This is a genomic window from Methylorubrum thiocyanatum, from assembly GCA_014138645.1.
Lineage (GTDB): Bacteria > Pseudomonadota > Alphaproteobacteria > Rhizobiales > Beijerinckiaceae > Methylobacterium > Methylobacterium thiocyanatum.
Genome location: JACJIB010000008.1, coordinates 123691 through 138637, shown reverse-complemented (window position 1 = coordinate 138637; position 14947 = coordinate 123691). Strand labels below are relative to the sequence as shown.

Genomic DNA, 14947 nt, shown 5'->3' with positions numbered 1-14947 from the left:
TCGACGGGGGCTCAGAGCGGCCGCACGGCGTCGAGTGTCAGGGTGCGTGCCGCCGCGCCGCATCCGAGCACGCGCAGTGACACGCCTCGGCCCACGGCCAGGATCGTTTCGAGCGACTGCTTGACGGCGCCGTTGGTGGCGGCGTCGAGGTTGCGGTAGCCGTCCTCGACGTTGATGAAGGTCCGCTGTCCGGACTTCTCTTCGAGGATGACCGATTCGAGGTAGAGGCCGTCCCGGCCGAAGGCGCGCTTGACGACCTTGCCCGTAAGCTTGGCCGGGAGGCAGCCTTCGTCGGTCGAGAGGTTCATCAGTCCGACGACCTTGCCCCCGGCATAGGTGAGCTTCGGCCGCGCGAGCGCCGCGCCGCCCAACACCAGAAGCAGGATCGCGAGGACGATCAGGGCGTTGGCGAGCGCGTTCGCGACGACCGCGCGCAGGACGCCGTCCCCGGTCGACTGTGTCGTGTGGCTCGACATGGCCCGTTCCCGCAGCAGGCCCGCACCTTAGAGGCGGGCCGGGCTCCGGGTGCAGTCCGTCAAACGGTCTACCACCGATAGACTATCGGGACGGAGCGCCGATGCGCCGCCCTCCGCTACGGCCGCTGGGACAGGAACTCCAGCACGCCCTGCCGGTGGAGCCGGTCGCCGACCGCCGTCGAGTGGTCGCGGTTCGGCAGTTCGAGGGCGCGGGCGTTCGGCATCAGCTTGGCCAGTTCAGGCCCCGAGCCCGCCACCGTGTCGAGGCTGCCGACGGTGACCAGCGTCGGGGTATCGATGGCCGAAAGTTCGGCCCGCGAAAGGGTCTGGCGCGAGCAGCGGATGCAGGCGGCGAGCGCCCGCAGGTCGCTCTTGGTCTGCTCGGCAAAGATGCGGAAGGTGGCGGCCGTGGGGTTCGGCGCCGGCGTGCCGGGGGGCGCCTCCAGCGCCTCGGCGATGCCCTGGGGCAGGCCGTGCCCATCCACGAGGTGGAAGCCCATGCCGCCGAGCAGCAGCGAGCGGACTTCGTTGGGATAATCGAGCGCCATATGCGCGGCGATGCGCGCGCCCATGGAATAGCCCATCACGTCGGCCCGCTCGATGCCGAGATGCTGCAGCAGCCGCACGGCGTCCCCGGCCATCCGGTCGGAGGTGTAGGCGGTGGGCTCGTAGAGCTTCTCGCTCTGCCCGTGGCCGCGGTTGTCGAGGGCGATCGTCCGGTAGCCGGCCTCGGTCAGATACCGGACCCAGAGCGTATTGACCCAGTTCACCGCGTGGTTCGAGGCGAAGCCATGGATCAGGAGGATGGGATCGCCGCCCCCGGCGGCGCCCTCCTTGGCCGGCACGTCGATATAGGCGATCTGCACGCCGTCGGAATCGAAGCTCTGCATGGCTCGTGTCTTCGGGTGCGGCGGCGCCGATGTCAAAGGCCGCGTCGAGGCTTCACGCGACATCCGCCGGAATTTGGCGCCGGGCATCTGCGGATCGGCCCCGACTTGCCGCCGCCCCGCCGGGCTGGCATCACCCCGGCACGATGACCGACACCTCGCCCTACGGCACCTACGCTCCCACCGGCCTCGTCGCGCGGATCGCGGAGCGCACGCAGAAGCTGCCCGAGCAGTCCTGGCGCGCCCGGCGGATGGCGATGTTCCTGCGCCGCCTCGCCATCTCCATGCTGCGCGGACGCCCGCTCGACGTCGAGCGCTACGGCGCGCGGATGCGGCTGCACCCTTACAACAACAACTGCGAGAAGAAGGTGCTCTTCACCCCGCAGTTCTTCGACCCGCAGGAGCGGGCCCTGCTGAAGCAGCGCCTCCCCGAGGACGCGGTGTTCCTCGACATCGGCGCCAATATCGGCGCCTACGCCCTGTTCGTGGCGGCTTTCACCGGCCCGCGCGCCCGCATCCTCGCGGTGGAACCGCAACCCGACGTGTTCGACCGGCTGACCTTCAACATCGGCCAGAACCCGTTCGGCACGGTCAAGGCCATCGCCTGCGCGGTCGCCGACAAGTCGGGCGAGCTGACCCTGTTCATCGACCCGCGCAACCGCGGCGAATCGAGCGTGAAGATCGTCGGCACCCACAAGAACGCAACTCTGCGCGTTCCGGCGGTGACGCTGGTGGAGCTGTGCCGCTCGGAGAGGATCGAGCGGATCGATGCGATCAAGCTCGACGTCGAGGGCGCCGAGGATCTGATCCTGGAGCCTTTCCTGCGCGACGCGCCGGCCTCGCTGCTCCCCTCGTTGCTCGTCATCGAGAACGGCGCCGACCAGTGGCAGATCGACCTGCCGAGCCTGCTCAACAAGTACGGCTATCGCCAGATCGCGCGCACCCGGCTCAACCTGATGTTCGAGCGGGCGGAGCCGACGCGCCCGGCGTAAGAATCGGGACGGGCGCATCGATCGCCACGCCCTCGGGGCCGACCGCGCAGGTGTAAGCATAAGCTTCGACGCCGGCCGCCAGCGCCGCGCGCAGCGCCCGGTCGAAGGCGGGGTCGATGTCGCGGGCGACGTCGAAGGCGTCGGCCCGCATCTGGATCACGACGATCAGCATCGACCGGCCGCCTGCCGTGACGACGCCGGCCAGCTCCTCCATGTGGCGGGCCGAGCGGGCGGCCTTGCAATCGGGAAACTCCGCGAGCCCCGCCTGCCGCATCAGGTGGCAGTTCTTCACCTCGACGTGGCAAGGCGGCAGTCCGCCGCCGCTCGCCAGGAAATCGACGCGGCTCGCCTTTCCGTAGGCGACCTCCGGCCGGAGCGTCTCGTAGCCCGCGAGTGGCGCAAGCTTTCCCTCTCGAAATGCCTCCGCGACCAGCGCATTGGGCCGCGCCGTGTTGATGCCGACCCATTGCGGCCCGCCGGGCAGCTCCGCCTCGACCAATTCCCACGAGAACCCGAGTTTTCGTGCCGGGTTGGTCGAGGGCGAGAGCAGCACGCGAAACCCTTCCGCGTTGAGGCCCAGCATCGCGCCCGGGTTGGCGCAATGCGCCGTCACCAGCGTGCCGTCGGCAAGCGTCACATCGGCGAGGAAGCGCTTGTAGCGCCGCACGAGGCGCCCGTCGATCAGGGGGGAGGGGAAGCGCATCGCGGGCGGGCCGGGGCGTGACGAGGGGGCTTTCGCTTTCGCGCATCCGCGCCCTAGCTTCCACCCCGATCATCGCCCCCGAGGCTCCATGTCCAGCAGTTCCACCCCTCCGAGCGCCGACGTCACCGCCGCCATCCTCGTCATCGGCGACGAGATCCTCTCGGGCCGCACCAAGGATAAGAACATCGGCACCATCGCCGACATGCTGACCGAGATCGGCGTGGACCTGCGCGAGGTGCGCATCGTACCGGACGTGAAGGCGGAGATCGTCGCCGCGGTGAATGCGCTTCGGGCGCGCTACACCTATCTGTTCACCTCCGGCGGCATCGGCCCGACCCACGACGACATCACCGCCGACAGCGTCGCGGAAGCCTTCGGCGTCGGCATCGACGTCGATCCGCGGGCCCGCGCCATGCTGCTGGAGCGGCACCGCCCGGAGGACTTGAACGCGGCGCGCCTGCGCATGGCCCGCATCCCCGACGGGGCCGAGCTGATCGCCAACCCCGTCTCCAAGGCGCCGGGCTTCCACATCGGCAACGTCTACGTCATGGCCGGCGTGCCCCAAATCATGGCGGCGATGCTCGACGAGATCCGCCCGACGCTGACTTCGAACGCGCCCGTCATCTCCGAGACGATCGAAGCCGGCGCGATCCCCGAGGGCAATTTCGCCGGCGAGCTCGGCGAGATCGCCGCGGCCCATGCGACCGTCTCGATCGGCTCCTATCCGTCGATGACGCCGGAGGGGTTTCGCAATCGCATCGTCGTGCGCGGGCGGGATGCGGACGCCGTGGCGGCGGCCCGAACGGCCGTGGAGGCCCTGCTGGCAGGTTTGCGCGGGTGAGCCGGCCCGTTCCGCTCTCATGAAATAAATTTCTGGCTGTCGGGAGCACGCAAGCGCTGCCGTACGTTGGGCTGCGACGAGACGACCGCCGAGGGCCGCATGTCCCAGCCATTCCGCACGCCCGGAGAAGCCAAAACACACGGCGACCACACCCGTGAGAAGGACGACGCGCAGGTCGAGAAGGCGCACCGCCCGGATGCGATGATCCTGCATGAGATCATCCGGCGCGAGGGCGAGGAGGAGATGCGCCGCACGACGCTGGCGCTCGCGCTCTCGGCATTCTCGGCGGGGCTCACCATGGGCTTCTCGCTGATCGTGCCCGGTGTGCTGAAGGGACATCTTCCGCACGAGCCCTGGGCCGAACTCGTCCTGAGCATGGGCTACTCGATCGGCTTCCTCATCGTCGTGCTCGGGCGCCAGCAACTCTTCACCGAGAACACCGTCACCCCGATCCTGCCGCTCCTGACCGAGCGAACCTTCGGCGCCCTGATGCGCGTGGTGCGGCTCTGGACCATCGTGCTCGTCGCCAACATCCTGGCGACCATCGTCATCGCCTCGGTCCTGGCCCATACCGATGCGTTCAAGCCGGAGGTGCGGGAAGCGTTTGCCGAGATCAGCCGCCACACCATCGAGGATCCGTTCTGGACGACGGTGATCAAGGCGGTGTTCGCCGGTTGGCTGATCGCGCTGATGGTGTGGATCCTGCCGGCCACCGGATCGGCGGCGCCCTTCATCATCATCCTGATGACGTGGCTCGTCTCGATGTGCGGGCTCGCCCACATCGTCGCCGGTTCGGTCGATGCCTACTACCTCGTCGCCACCGGCGAGATCGATTTTGCCAAGTATCTCACCGGCTTCTTCGTGCCGACGCTGCTCGGCAACGTGGTCGGCGGCGTGACGCTGGTCTCGGTGCTGAATTTCGGGCAGGTGGCGCCGGATGTGGAGGAGCGCGGCCGCGCCGACGCCTGAGGCTCAGCGCAGCATGAACCGGTCGGCCTTCGGCGGCGCGCGGCCGGTCTCGCCCAGCGCATCGAGGATCGCCGCGTCGGCCGTGTGCAGCAGCGTGTCGAGGGGCAGGTCGTTGGCATCGGTGCCGAATGGCTCCTCCAGCTCGTCGCCGAGGGCGTCGAGGCCGAAGAAGGCGTAGGCCACCAGTGCGGCGATGATCGGCGTGGACCAGCCGAGCGATCCTGCGAGCCCGAACGGCAGGAGCAGGCAGTAGAGCCACGCGGTGCGGTAGAGCAGCAGCGTGTAGGCGAAGGGCAGCGGCGTGCCGTGAATGCGCTCGCAGACCGCCTGGATCGCCGAGAGGCTGGCGATCTTGTGCTCCAGGCTCGCGAACAGGATGTCGCTCAGCGCGCCGGCCTTCGTCGCCGCGGCGAGATCCCGCGTCAGCCCCGCCAGCGCCGCGTCGGCGCCGCTCGGCCGCTGCGCCAGGGCCGCGCGTTCCTCCGGCGGCAGCCAGGGGCCGAGGGCTTCCGCTTCGTCGAGCCCGCGCAGGCGGGCATGGAGCGCGTGGGCGAAGCCGGCCGCCCGCCGCAGGCAGCGGCGACGCAGGGCCTCGTGCTCGGGGTCGGGCAGCAGAGCCGGAAGGAGGCGCGCGAGGCCGCGCATCTCGACGATCAGGCTGCCCCAAGCGCGCCGCGCCTCCCACCAGCGGTCGTAGCAGGCGCCGTTGCGGAAGCTCAGGAAGATCGACAGCGCGAGGCCGACCAGGGTGAATGGTCCGATGCCGGCGGTGACGGGAAACCACTCGGCGTGCCGCTGCTCGATCGCCACCACGAGGCAGGACAGCGCGGCGATCGCGACCACCTGGGGCGCGACCTTCGGCAGGATCGAGCCGCGCATGGCGAACAGGATCGTCAGCAGGCCGGGGCGGGGACGGACGATCATCGCGGACGCGTCAGGGCGTGCAGGCTTCGATCAGCCGGCGCATGAAGGCCTCGCCGCGGGCGAGTTCGTCGAGGGCGATGAACTCGTCGGGCTGATGCGCCTGATCGATCGAGCCGGGTCCGCACACCACGGTCGGGATGCCGGCGCGCTGGAAGCGCCCGGCCTCGGTGGCGTAGGGCACGGTGATCGTGGCGTTCCGGCCGGCGAGCCGCAGGGCGAGCCGCTCCGCCTCCGAGCCCGGATCGGGCGCGAGCCCCGGCACCGACACCTCCTCGACCGTCTCGATGCGCCCGTAATCGCCGTAGCGGTTGAGACGTTCCCGCGTGACCCGCTCGCAGGCGGCCGCGAACAGGGCCGGGATCTCGGCCATGTCGAGGTCTGGCAGGCCGCGGAATTCCCAGAGGAAGGTGCAGAGCTTCGGCAGGATGTTGCGGGCGGTGCCGCCCTCGATCACGCCGACATGGACCGTGGTGTTCGGCGGATCGAACCGCCCGGAGGCGTCGCCGCGGATCACCATGGCATCGGCGATGCGGTTCAGCTCGGCGATCAGGTCGGCCGCTGCCATCACCGCGTTGGCGCCGAGCATCGGCTTGGCCGAATGCGCCGCATGGCCGTGGACGGTGGTGTTGAAGGTCACGACGCTCTTGTGCGCGTCCGCCACCTGCATCCCGGTCGGCTCGCCGACGATCACCGCGCCGGGCCGCGGAAGGTCGGCGCCGAAGCGGGCAATGGTGTCGGCGACGCCCAGGCACGTCGTCTCCTCGTCGTAGGAGAGCAGGATGTGGATCGGCCGCGTCAGCCCGGCCGCCAGCGCGTCGGGCACCATGGCGAGGGCGAGCGCGTCGAACGCCTTCATGTCCACGGCGCCGCGGCCATAGGCGCGGCCGTCCGCGACGCGCAGGGTGAACGGGTCACTGGTCCAGGCTTGACCCGTCACCGGCACCACGTCGGTATGGCCCGAGAGCACGACGCCGCCATCCGTCATCGGCCCGAGGGTCGCGAACAGCGCGGCCTTGTCGCCGCCGGCATTCGGCACGCGGATATGGGGGACGCCCCAGCCGTCGAGATAGTCGGCGACGAAGTCGATCAGCGCGAGGTTCGACTTCGAACTCTCGGTGTCGAACGCGACGAGCCGCTCCAGAAGCTCCAGCGGCGTGAAGCGGGTGCCGCCCGCCGTCGCCGTCAATGGACGACGCGGCGCAGGTGGGGCGAGTCCAGCGAGAAGGCCGGGATCTCCGCCTCGAAGCTCTCGCCGCCGACGGTCGACATCGTGTAGCTGCCGGCCATCAGGCCGTCCGGCGTGGTGAGGGGGCAGCCGCTGGTGTAGCTGAACGACTCGCCCGGCTCGAGCACCGGCTGCTTGCCGACGACGCCCGCGCCGCGCACCTCCTGGCAGGCGCCGCGCCCGTCGATGATCCGCCAGTGGCGCGAGCGGAGCTGCACCTGCTCGCTGCCGTTGTTCACGATCTCGACGGTGTAGGCGAAGAAGTAGCGGCTCTCCCCCGGCGAGGACTCCTCCTCGACGAATCGGGGCTCCACCGTCACCGTGATGCCGCGCGTCTCGGCCTTGTACATCGCGTGAAAGCATCCCCGTGGACGGCGCGCAGGCCGCATCGCGACATCTGCGACGCGCCGTGGTACGTGGCCCCGGAAACCTCGTCAATCACGGTAACCTACGGTCGGCGGAGGCCGCAGACCACGTGCCGAACGCTACGCACCGGGACGGCTTACAGGGCGCCGCGCAGACCGCGCGGGCTGATCGCGCGCCGATCATGGCCGGCACGGCCCTCGGGACCGTGCTGACGCTCGGCCTCGCCCTCGTCTTCGCTTACGTCGATCCGTACCGGAACCGGTGGCCGGCGCTGGCACTGGTTCTTGCGCTCGCCCTCGACGTGGCCGCGCGGATCGTCGCGCGGGCGGTCCGGCAGCGGACCGGCGTGGAGACGGAACTCCGCGGCCTGCGCTCGCCGATGCTGTTGCTCGGCAACGCGATGGGGATCGGCGCCGCCTTGGTGGCCGTCGTGGCGGGGCTTCGGCCCGAGCTGTTTCCGCTGCTTGCGAGTGCCCTGGCCGGCCTCGTCGCGATGGGCGCCTGCGCCCGGCTCGCGCTGGCGCGCATGGTGGTGGTGATCGAGGCGGCGGAGCGCGCGGCCGCGGAAGCCAAGAAGAGAGGCGAGGGGACGGGACGATGAGCGGAGACGTGCCGGCTGCATCCGGTATCCTGCCGGCGCAGGCCATCACGGTGTTGACGGAAGCCGGGGCGATCCGCCCCGCGACCGTCTACGCCGCCGACCAGATCCAGCCCGCGAGCCTCGATCTGCGGCTCGGCACCCGCGCCTACCGGGTGCGCACCAGCTTCCTGCCCGGGAGCGGACGCTCGGTCGCCGCCTGCGTCGAGGCCTTCGCGCTGCACGAGATCGACCTGACCCACGGCGCCGTGCTGGAGACGGGCTGCGTCTACATCGCCGAATTGCAGGAGGCCCTGGCGCTCCCGGCCGATCTCAGCGCCAGCGCCAACCCGAAAAGCTCGACCGGGCGCATCGACGTGTTCACCCGCGTCATCACCGACCGCGCCAGCGCCTTCGACCAGATCGAGGCGGGCTATGCCGGCAAGCTCTACGCCGAAATCTCGCCGCGCACCTTTCCGGTGCGCGTGCGGACCGGCTCGCGCCTGTCGCAGATCCGCTTCCGCCGGGGCGATCCGCGGCTGCGGGAGACGGAACTCGCCGCGCTCCACGCCAGCGACCCGTTGATCGACGCGGCCAAGCCCACGCTCCAGGGCGGCGTGCCGGTCTCGGTCGATCTCGCGGGCTTCGACGGGCTGATCGGCTATCGCGCCAAGCGCCATACCGGCCTGATCGACGTCGACCGGCCGCGCGGTCACCGCACCCGCGATTTCTGGGAGCCGCTGCCGGCCGACGGCAGCCGCACGCTGATCCTCGATCCGGGCCAGTTCTACATCCTCGCCTCGAAGGAGGCGGTGCGGGTGCCCGCCGACCACGCGGCGGAGATGGTGCCGTTCGATCCGCTCGTCGGCGAGTTCCGCGTCCACTATGCCGGCTTCTTCGATCCCGGCTTCGGTCTCAGTGAGGCGGGCGGCGCCGGGGCCCGAGCAGTGCTGGAAGTGCGCTCCCGCGACGTCCCGTTCCTCCTGGAGGACGGGCAGATCGTCGGTCGCCTCGTCTACGAGCGCATGCTGGAGCGGCCCTCCACCCTCTACGGCGCCGGAGCCGGCTCGAACTATCAGGCGCAGGGGCTGAAACTGTCGAAGCATTTCGCGACCGAGCCGGATCCGGCGCTCTAGGTCCGCCTACGGATCGCGGGATCGGAGAAGGTCGCTCCCTCTTGTCTGCGCTGACCTCACAGCCTGCGCATCCAGCCTGTTTGCGCCACATCAAAGCCGGCCCGCGGCGCGCTCCCTAACCCCTGCTTCCGCAAACCAGTGCGGTGGCGTGCCGCCAGAGGCGGATGGGGGAGGGGCTCGCATGCGGCAGGATTTGAAGGCGCATTACGCGGACGAGCGACTGCCGCGTTACACGAGCTATCCGGCGAGCCCGCATTTCACCGGCGCGGTCGGTCCGGCCGCCTATGCCGAGTGGCTGCGCGCGCTTCCGGCCGAAGCGACAGCCTCGCTCTACCTCCATGTGCCGTTCTGCCGTTCCCTCTGCTGGTATTGCGGCTGCCACACCCACATCACCCCGCACGACGCGCCCATCGACGATTACCTCGCGAGCCTGCGCAGGGAGATCGGCCTAGTCGTCGGGCATCTCGAGCGCCGGCCCGCCGTACGTCACGTCCATTTCGGGGGCGGCACCCCCACCATCATGGCGCCCGGCGCATTCCGTGAACTGATGGCGCTGCTGCGGGCGCACTTCCCGTTCGCCCCCAAGGCCGAGATCGCCGTCGAGATCGATCCGCGGACGCTCGCGCCCGCGATGATCCGGGCCCTCGGCGAGGCCGGGGTCACGCGGGCGAGCCTCGGCGTCCAAAGCTTCGATCCGGCGGTGCAGGCGGCAATCCGGCGCCGCCAGGACTACGCCGTCACCGAAGCGGCCATCGCCGGCCTGCGGGCGGCCGGGGTCCGCAGGATCAACCTCGACCTGATCTACGGCCTGCCGCACCAGAGCGTGGAATCCTGCGTCGAGACGGTGCGGCAATGCCTGGCGCTCCGGCCCGACCGTCTCGCGGTGTTCGGCTACGCTCATGTTCCCAGCTTCAAGAAGCACCAGAGGCTCATCGATGCGGCGACATTGCCGGACGCCGCCGCCCGCCGGGCGCAGGCGCAGGCCGTCGCCGATGCGCTCGCCGGGGCCGGCTATCGTCGGATCGGCCTCGACCATTACGCCCTGCCGGATGATCCGATGGCGGTCGCGTGGGCGGAAGGCCAGCTCCACCGCAACTTCCAGGGCTACACCACGGATTCCAACGACGCGCTGATCGGCTTCGGCGCCTCCGCCATCGGGCGGCTGCCGCAGGGCTACGTCCAGAACGAGCCGGCACTGCGCGCCTACGCCGCTCGTGTCGCCGCCAACGACGTCGCGACGGTGCGGGGCTATGCCCTGACGCCGGAGGATCGGCTTCGGGCAGCCTTGATCGAGCGGATCATGTGCGATGGCGCCGTCGAGGTCGGGGCGGTCTGCCGGTCGCATGGCCGGGATCCGGAGGCGCTGCTCGCCTCCCTGCCGCGGTTACGCGCCCTCACCGATCACGGCCTGGTCAAACGTGAAGGGATGCGCCTGACGATCCCCGACGATGCGAGGGCTTTCGTCCGGAACGTCGCGGCGCTGTTCGATGCGCATCTGGGGACATCCGCCGCCATGCATAGCTGCGCGGCGTGAGTGGCGCGGACCGGCGTCCCGCTGCCGATCCTGCTGCGCGTCACGGAGCCTTCGAGGAGGCCCGCGTGTCCTCGGGGCGGGTGGTTCTTTCGCGTCGGGGGGCGTGTCGCGGGTCATCGTCGGACGTCCAGGCGCGCGCGCATTCCAGCTCGGCCATCTTTTCGTCGATGGCGGCCCGGCACGATGGCTGCCCGTCGGACGACGAGAGGGAGCGGGACGACGCGGATGCCGCACCGAGCGTCAGGCCCTCTCGGTCGATCGACATATTCCAGACGCGGTCGGTCCCATCCCGGGCGGCCATCGCAGCCACGCACCGGTCGAGGAAATCGAGGCGCGCCCCATCGATCCCGGAGGCGGCATGGAGCGCCGCGCAGATCAGGTCGGTCTCTTCGCGGGTCAGCCAGACGGTCGACGTCCGGAAGTCCTGGCGTTCGGCTTCCATCATCTCTCGGGACAGGCGGATCGCGAGCGACAGGTGCGGCGCGTTGGGGATGGGAGCGGTCATGGGTGGTCTTCCATGGGTCCGGTCATGCGTCCGGTCTGCCTTCTCTTCGGCCGGCGGACGAGGCATGCCGCCGCTTCCCGACATGGGTGGGGACCTCATCGCGTCGCGCGCCCTGCCGATCCCTGAAAGTCAACGCGAACCGAACCTCCGGGATGCCAGAGTCAGGACGGTTCGACAAATCCCGGTTTGTCCGGCGCCCCTCTCTCTGAAGAAGGGTTGTCGGGGACGCAGCGTCGGAGGCCGGGCCTCCCGCCGGCTCTCGGCCCCGACGCGGAGCGACGTGGCGATGTCGGGCAAAAATTTGTCTTGGAAGTGGGAACCGGTGGAAGCGCCCCGCGTTGCGCGCGTGCGAGGCTCTGATCGGGCTCGCTTGTTGGGCGCCGGACGCGGGTGTCCGGCGGCCCTCGTCATCACGTTGCTCCAAGGAGGATGTGGTCATGAGGACGTACGACTTTGCCCCCCTGTACCGTTCCACCGTCGGCTTCGACCGCTTGTTCTCGATGCTCGACCAAGCCACTCGGGTCGAACCCGCGACGCAGTGGCCGCCCTACGACATCGAGAAGGTCGCGGATGACGCCTACCGCATCACCATGGCGGTCGCCGGCTTCTCCCAGGACGAGATCGAACTGACCCAGCACGACACCACACTGCTGGTGACAGGCCAAAGGAAGGAGAAGGACGAGGAGCGCGCCTACCTGCACCGCGGCATCGCGGCGCGCGCTTTCCGCCAGTCCTTCAGTCTGGCCGACCATGTGCGGGTCACCGGCGCCGCCCTCAAGCACGGCCTGCTGACCGTGGAGCTCAAGCGCGAGGTGCCGGAAGCGTTCAAGCCCCGCCGCATCCCCATCGGCGGCAGTGAGGCCGCCATCGGGCAGGACAATGCACCGGCCCAAGTCGAGGCTCAGGTCGAGGATCAGGCCGGGGATCAGGCAAAGGCCGCCTGAACCGGCCATCGCCACCGCGAACGGACGCCTCCGGAAGCCTCGCGGCCTCCGGGGGGCCGGCCCCTTTTCCTGCAACGCCGCGCACCATCAGGGAGGATCCCGTGTCGATGATGTCGATGATGCAGACGAACCGCAGCCATTGCGGCCCGATGAACCCGCCCACCGCGCAGCCCGCGTCGTTCGAGTCGTGGCAGGCGCTCGTCGCGCCCGGCGACGTCTTCCGGCACCCGCGGGAGGTGCTGGCACATCCGCACCTGTCCGGCGCGGAGAAGCGTGCGATCCTGGCATCCTGGGCGTCGGATGCCTGCGCCGTCGAAAACGCGCCGGATCTGCGCTGTCCGCCAGGCTGCAGGGCCGAGCCGGTATCGGTCGATGTCGTGCTCGCCGCCCTGACCCGGCTCGACCGGGCGGGTGCCGGAGGGACAGGCTCGGCCCAGAGCCCACCCCCTGCACCGCGCCGGCCGCGCCGCCTGTCGCTGCTGAACCGTTCCGTTCGCCGCAAAAGGCCGGACGATGACGATCCACCGCCGTGCCCGGTCGCTTCGATGCCGCGCCCCCGAACGCCCCCGGATGCGACGCTGGCCCTGGCGCTGCCAGCGTGACGGGATCGGCAGGCCAGAGCGCCTTCCGGCACCGGAATCACCGTACTCGGCGGGTCGGCGGGCTTCGAAGCGAGAATGGCCGGGCCGGTTTGCGCTCTCGACCGGGCGGCTATGCCGCCCGGCCCGCGACATCACACGTCGGCCCGCCGCCCTGCCGTCGCGCCAGCGCGCGAGGGTCCGTCACGTTCGGAACTCGACGGTGCTCTCCGGTCCGCCCGACGCCGTGCTGTTCTGAAGCGCCGGATCCAGAGTTCAGCGAGTGGTCGTCAGCGTCCCAGCCGTCGGGTGACGCTCGGCTTGCCGACGGCCTGACCGATTCCCGAGAGAATCCGTCGAGGAAGAGGCGCCCGCTCTCCGGCGGGTCGCCAGTCCGGCGCGGGGCGTTGCTCGGCGAGACAGGCTTTGCCGGGCCGATCCGGTCGGCTCGGCGCCGTCCATGCCGATGCCGACGATATCGGCTTTCCACGGCATGACTTGGTCCAGCCCGGCGAACGCGTCCGGCTCGGTCGCTGCCCGGCAAGACAGTCGAAGACCCAGCGCAGCGACCGATTGAAACGCGTTCGGTCGCTCCTCGGGCAACGGGCAAACCCAAGAACGGTCATGCCCGATGCCTGTTCCGCGTGTGTCCGGGCGCGAGGCACTTGAGGCCGATGGCCGAGAACCAACGAGTCGTCCGCCGACCACGCGAAGGAGTCCACCGCCGTCCAGCGAGGGATTGCGGTGGCCCTCCGCGGAGACCGAGACCGTCAGGGCGGCGATCCCAACCCTCTCCGGTCGAGGGGCATGCGTCTCAGGAGCATCCCGCGCGGAGGTCCTCGCAGGTTGACCGCCCCGGATGGTCACCCATGGCGGAGATGCGTCAGGAGACGTTCGGCCGCGGGTGCGGACGAGGCCGGGTTCTGCCCGGTGATCAGGAGGCCGTCCGCGACCACGTACGGCTCCCAGTCGCCCGCCTTCGAGAACACGCCGCCCTTCCGCTTGAGTTCGTCCTCGACCAGGAAGGGGACCACCTCGGTCAGGCCGACCGCCTCCTCCTCGGTGTTGGTGAACCCGGTGACGGACTTGCCCTCGACCAGCGGCTTACCGTCGGGCGCCTTGGCATGACGCAGCACCCCGGGGGCGTGGCAGACGAGGGTGACGGGCTTGCCCGCCCGGAGCGTCGTCTCGATCAGGCTGACCGAGGCAGAGTCCTCGGCGAGGTCCCAGAGAGGGCCGTGACCGCCGGGATAGAACACTGCGTCGAAGCTCTCTGGGGTGACGCCGTCGAGCCGGACGGTACGCGCCAGGACCGCCTTGGCTTCGGCGTCCGCCTCGAAGCGACGGGTGAGGTCGGTCTGGAAGCCCGGCTCGCTGCTCTTCGGGTCGAGCGGCGGCTGACCGCCCTTGGGCGATGCCAGGACCACGTCCGCACCGGCGTCCTTGAACACGTAGTAGGGCGCGGCGAGCTCCTCCAGCCAGAAGCCGGTCTTGCGGCCGGTCTCGCCGAGCTGGTCGTGGGAGGTCAGCACCATCAGGATCTTCATCGACGTTCTCCAGGGTCGGTGTGGGTCTGTCGTTCGCCCGACTGTGAACCGGTCACTCCCGCGGGGCGGACGGACGGGCACACTCCGACTGAACGCCCGAGCCCGCCCGTTCGCCGACGGCAGGAGCGGAGGCGTCAAGCGGCCGCGGCCGCGAGCACGCCCCGGAGCTGTTCATCCAGGGCCGCCGCGACGGCGTCGACTTCCGGATCCCCGAACTGGCCGAAGGTGGTGGCCGGGCGGTCATACTCGAACGCGACGCCACCCTCGGCATCCTCGCGCAGGAGCACACGGATCGGTGCGTACAGAGCCGCCGAGAGGACATGCCGGGTCATCCGTGCGGCGGTCAGCGGATTGCCGATGTCGTACTGGATGGCCTTGCGGATCAGCCCGGCGGTGAGAAGCAGGCCGCCATGATCCCGGGCCCCGAAGATCGAAAGGGGCGCCTGTCGTTCGAGGAGAGCGCGCGCCTCGTCCACCTTCCCGTCCAGAAGCGGGCTCGCGTAGGCGTGGTCGAGGGGAGGTATCGAAGCTTCCAGGGCGGCGCGCACGGCCTCGAAGGTCTTGGGCGAGCGGAGCGTCACATGCTCGATCGTGACATGGGTCGAGGTCATCTGTTCAGACATGGGTGAAACTCCTCGATTCGACCGGCGCTCTGCCCGAGCGGGTCTCGAACGCGGGCGCGATGGGCACTGACGTGAAGGTCGGTGCCGGGCAGGTCCGATCTCGCCGCAACCGACATGTTG

Annotated in this window: 17 protein-coding genes; 8 read left to right on the top strand and 9 right to left on the bottom strand. The window is 70.0% G+C overall.

Features of this window, described 5'->3' with window-relative positions:
- Positions 1 to 11: 11 nt before the first annotated feature.
- Both HNR51_RS21440 and HNR51_RS21435 read right to left on the bottom strand, forming a co-directional pair.
- On the bottom strand, positions 12 to 476 hold the full coding sequence (locus tag HNR51_RS21440; RefSeq protein WP_182556292.1) for a hypothetical protein: 465 nt from the start codon (positions 474 to 476) through the stop codon (positions 12 to 14).
- Positions 477 to 592: 116 nt separating this feature from the next.
- Positions 593 to 1366 (bottom strand): alpha/beta fold hydrolase, encoded by a 774-nt coding sequence (locus tag HNR51_RS21435; RefSeq protein WP_012452382.1) that lies wholly within the window; start codon positions 1364 to 1366, stop codon positions 593 to 595.
- Positions 1367 to 1509: 143 nt separating this feature from the next.
- Between HNR51_RS21435 and HNR51_RS21430 the strand changes: the two genes are divergently transcribed.
- On the top strand, positions 1510 to 2355 hold the full coding sequence (locus HNR51_RS21430) for an FkbM family methyltransferase (protein ID WP_182556291.1): 846 nt from the start codon (positions 1510 to 1512) through the stop codon (positions 2353 to 2355).
- Here HNR51_RS21430 and sfsA read toward each other — a convergent pair.
- Complete coding sequence (sfsA, locus tag HNR51_RS21425; RefSeq protein WP_182556290.1) at positions 2312 to 3058, bottom strand: DNA/RNA nuclease SfsA; 747 nt, start codon at positions 3056 to 3058, stop codon at positions 2312 to 2314. The genes HNR51_RS21430 and sfsA overlap by 44 nt on opposite strands.
- A gap of 88 nt (positions 3059 to 3146) precedes the next feature.
- Here sfsA and HNR51_RS21420 point away from each other — a divergent pair, with 88 nt between their 5' ends.
- Entirely contained in the window at positions 3147 to 3899 is a 753-nt protein-coding gene (locus tag HNR51_RS21420; protein ID WP_182556289.1) for a competence/damage-inducible protein A, read from the top strand.
- A gap of 99 nt (positions 3900 to 3998) precedes the next feature.
- A complete protein-coding gene (locus tag HNR51_RS21415) occupies positions 3999 to 4868 on the top strand; it encodes a formate/nitrite transporter family protein (protein WP_012452378.1) in 870 nt (289 codons plus the stop codon).
- A gap of 3 nt (positions 4869 to 4871) precedes the next feature.
- On the opposite strand, the gene HNR51_RS21410 is transcribed toward HNR51_RS21415, so the two are convergent.
- From HNR51_RS21410 to apaG, 3 genes are read right to left on the bottom strand one after another with little or no spacing between them, the layout of a single operon-like run.
- Complete coding sequence (locus HNR51_RS21410) at positions 4872 to 5792, bottom strand: bestrophin family protein (RefSeq protein ID WP_182556288.1); 921 nt, start codon at positions 5790 to 5792, stop codon at positions 4872 to 4874.
- Positions 5793 to 5802: 10 nt separating this feature from the next.
- A complete protein-coding gene (gene argE, locus HNR51_RS21405) occupies positions 5803 to 6978 on the bottom strand; it encodes an acetylornithine deacetylase (protein ID WP_182556287.1) in 1176 nt (391 codons plus the stop codon).
- Positions 6975 to 7367: a Co2+/Mg2+ efflux facilitator ApaG/CorD gene (gene apaG / locus HNR51_RS21400; protein ID WP_012452375.1), complete on the bottom strand. Its 393-nt coding sequence runs from the start codon at positions 7365 to 7367 to the stop codon at positions 6975 to 6977. Before apaG ends, argE begins: the two co-directional genes overlap by 4 nt.
- 125 nt (positions 7368 to 7492) lie before the next feature.
- On the opposite strand from apaG, the gene HNR51_RS21395 reads away from it, so the two are divergent.
- The 3 genes from HNR51_RS21395 to hemN all read left to right on the top strand — a co-directional run bounded on the left by HNR51_RS21395 (position 7493) and on the right by hemN (position 10630).
- The gene (locus HNR51_RS21395; RefSeq protein ID WP_239681574.1) at positions 7493 to 7984 is read left to right on the top strand and encodes a hypothetical protein; all 492 of its coding nucleotides are present in this window, start codon (positions 7493 to 7495) and stop codon (positions 7982 to 7984) included.
- Complete coding sequence (locus HNR51_RS21390; protein WP_182556286.1) at positions 7981 to 9096, top strand: 2'-deoxycytidine 5'-triphosphate deaminase; 1116 nt, start codon at positions 7981 to 7983, stop codon at positions 9094 to 9096. Before HNR51_RS21395 ends, HNR51_RS21390 begins: the two co-directional genes overlap by 4 nt.
- Before the next feature lie 181 nt (positions 9097 to 9277).
- The gene (hemN, locus tag HNR51_RS21385; protein WP_182556285.1) at positions 9278 to 10630 is read left to right on the top strand and encodes an oxygen-independent coproporphyrinogen III oxidase; all 1353 of its coding nucleotides are present in this window, start codon (positions 9278 to 9280) and stop codon (positions 10628 to 10630) included.
- 40 nt (positions 10631 to 10670) lie between these two features.
- Here the strand turns inward: hemN and HNR51_RS21380 are convergent, their stop codons facing one another.
- Positions 10671 to 11219: a hypothetical protein gene (locus HNR51_RS21380; protein ID WP_239681575.1), complete on the bottom strand. Its 549-nt coding sequence runs from the start codon at positions 11217 to 11219 to the stop codon at positions 10671 to 10673.
- Between the two features lie 353 nt (positions 11220 to 11572).
- Between HNR51_RS21380 and HNR51_RS21375 the strand changes: the two genes are divergently transcribed.
- Together HNR51_RS21375 and HNR51_RS21370 are read left to right on the top strand one after the other, a co-directional pair.
- Positions 11573 to 12079, top strand: coding sequence for an Hsp20 family protein (locus HNR51_RS21375; protein ID WP_182556284.1), 507 nt, complete (start codon positions 11573 to 11575; stop codon positions 12077 to 12079).
- A gap of 110 nt (positions 12080 to 12189) precedes the next feature.
- On the top strand, positions 12190 to 12681 hold the full coding sequence (locus HNR51_RS21370) for a hypothetical protein (RefSeq protein WP_182556361.1): 492 nt from the start codon (positions 12190 to 12192) through the stop codon (positions 12679 to 12681).
- Positions 12682 to 13520: 839 nt separating this feature from the next.
- On the opposite strand, the gene HNR51_RS21365 is transcribed toward HNR51_RS21370, so the two are convergent.
- Entirely contained in the window at positions 13521 to 14204 is a 684-nt protein-coding gene (locus tag HNR51_RS21365) for a type 1 glutamine amidotransferase domain-containing protein (protein ID WP_182556283.1), read from the bottom strand.
- Positions 14205 to 14338: 134 nt separating this feature from the next.
- Positions 14339 to 14827 (bottom strand): DUF302 domain-containing protein, encoded by a 489-nt coding sequence (locus tag HNR51_RS21360; protein WP_182556282.1) that lies wholly within the window; start codon positions 14825 to 14827, stop codon positions 14339 to 14341.
- Positions 14828 to 14947 lie beyond the last annotated feature (120 nt).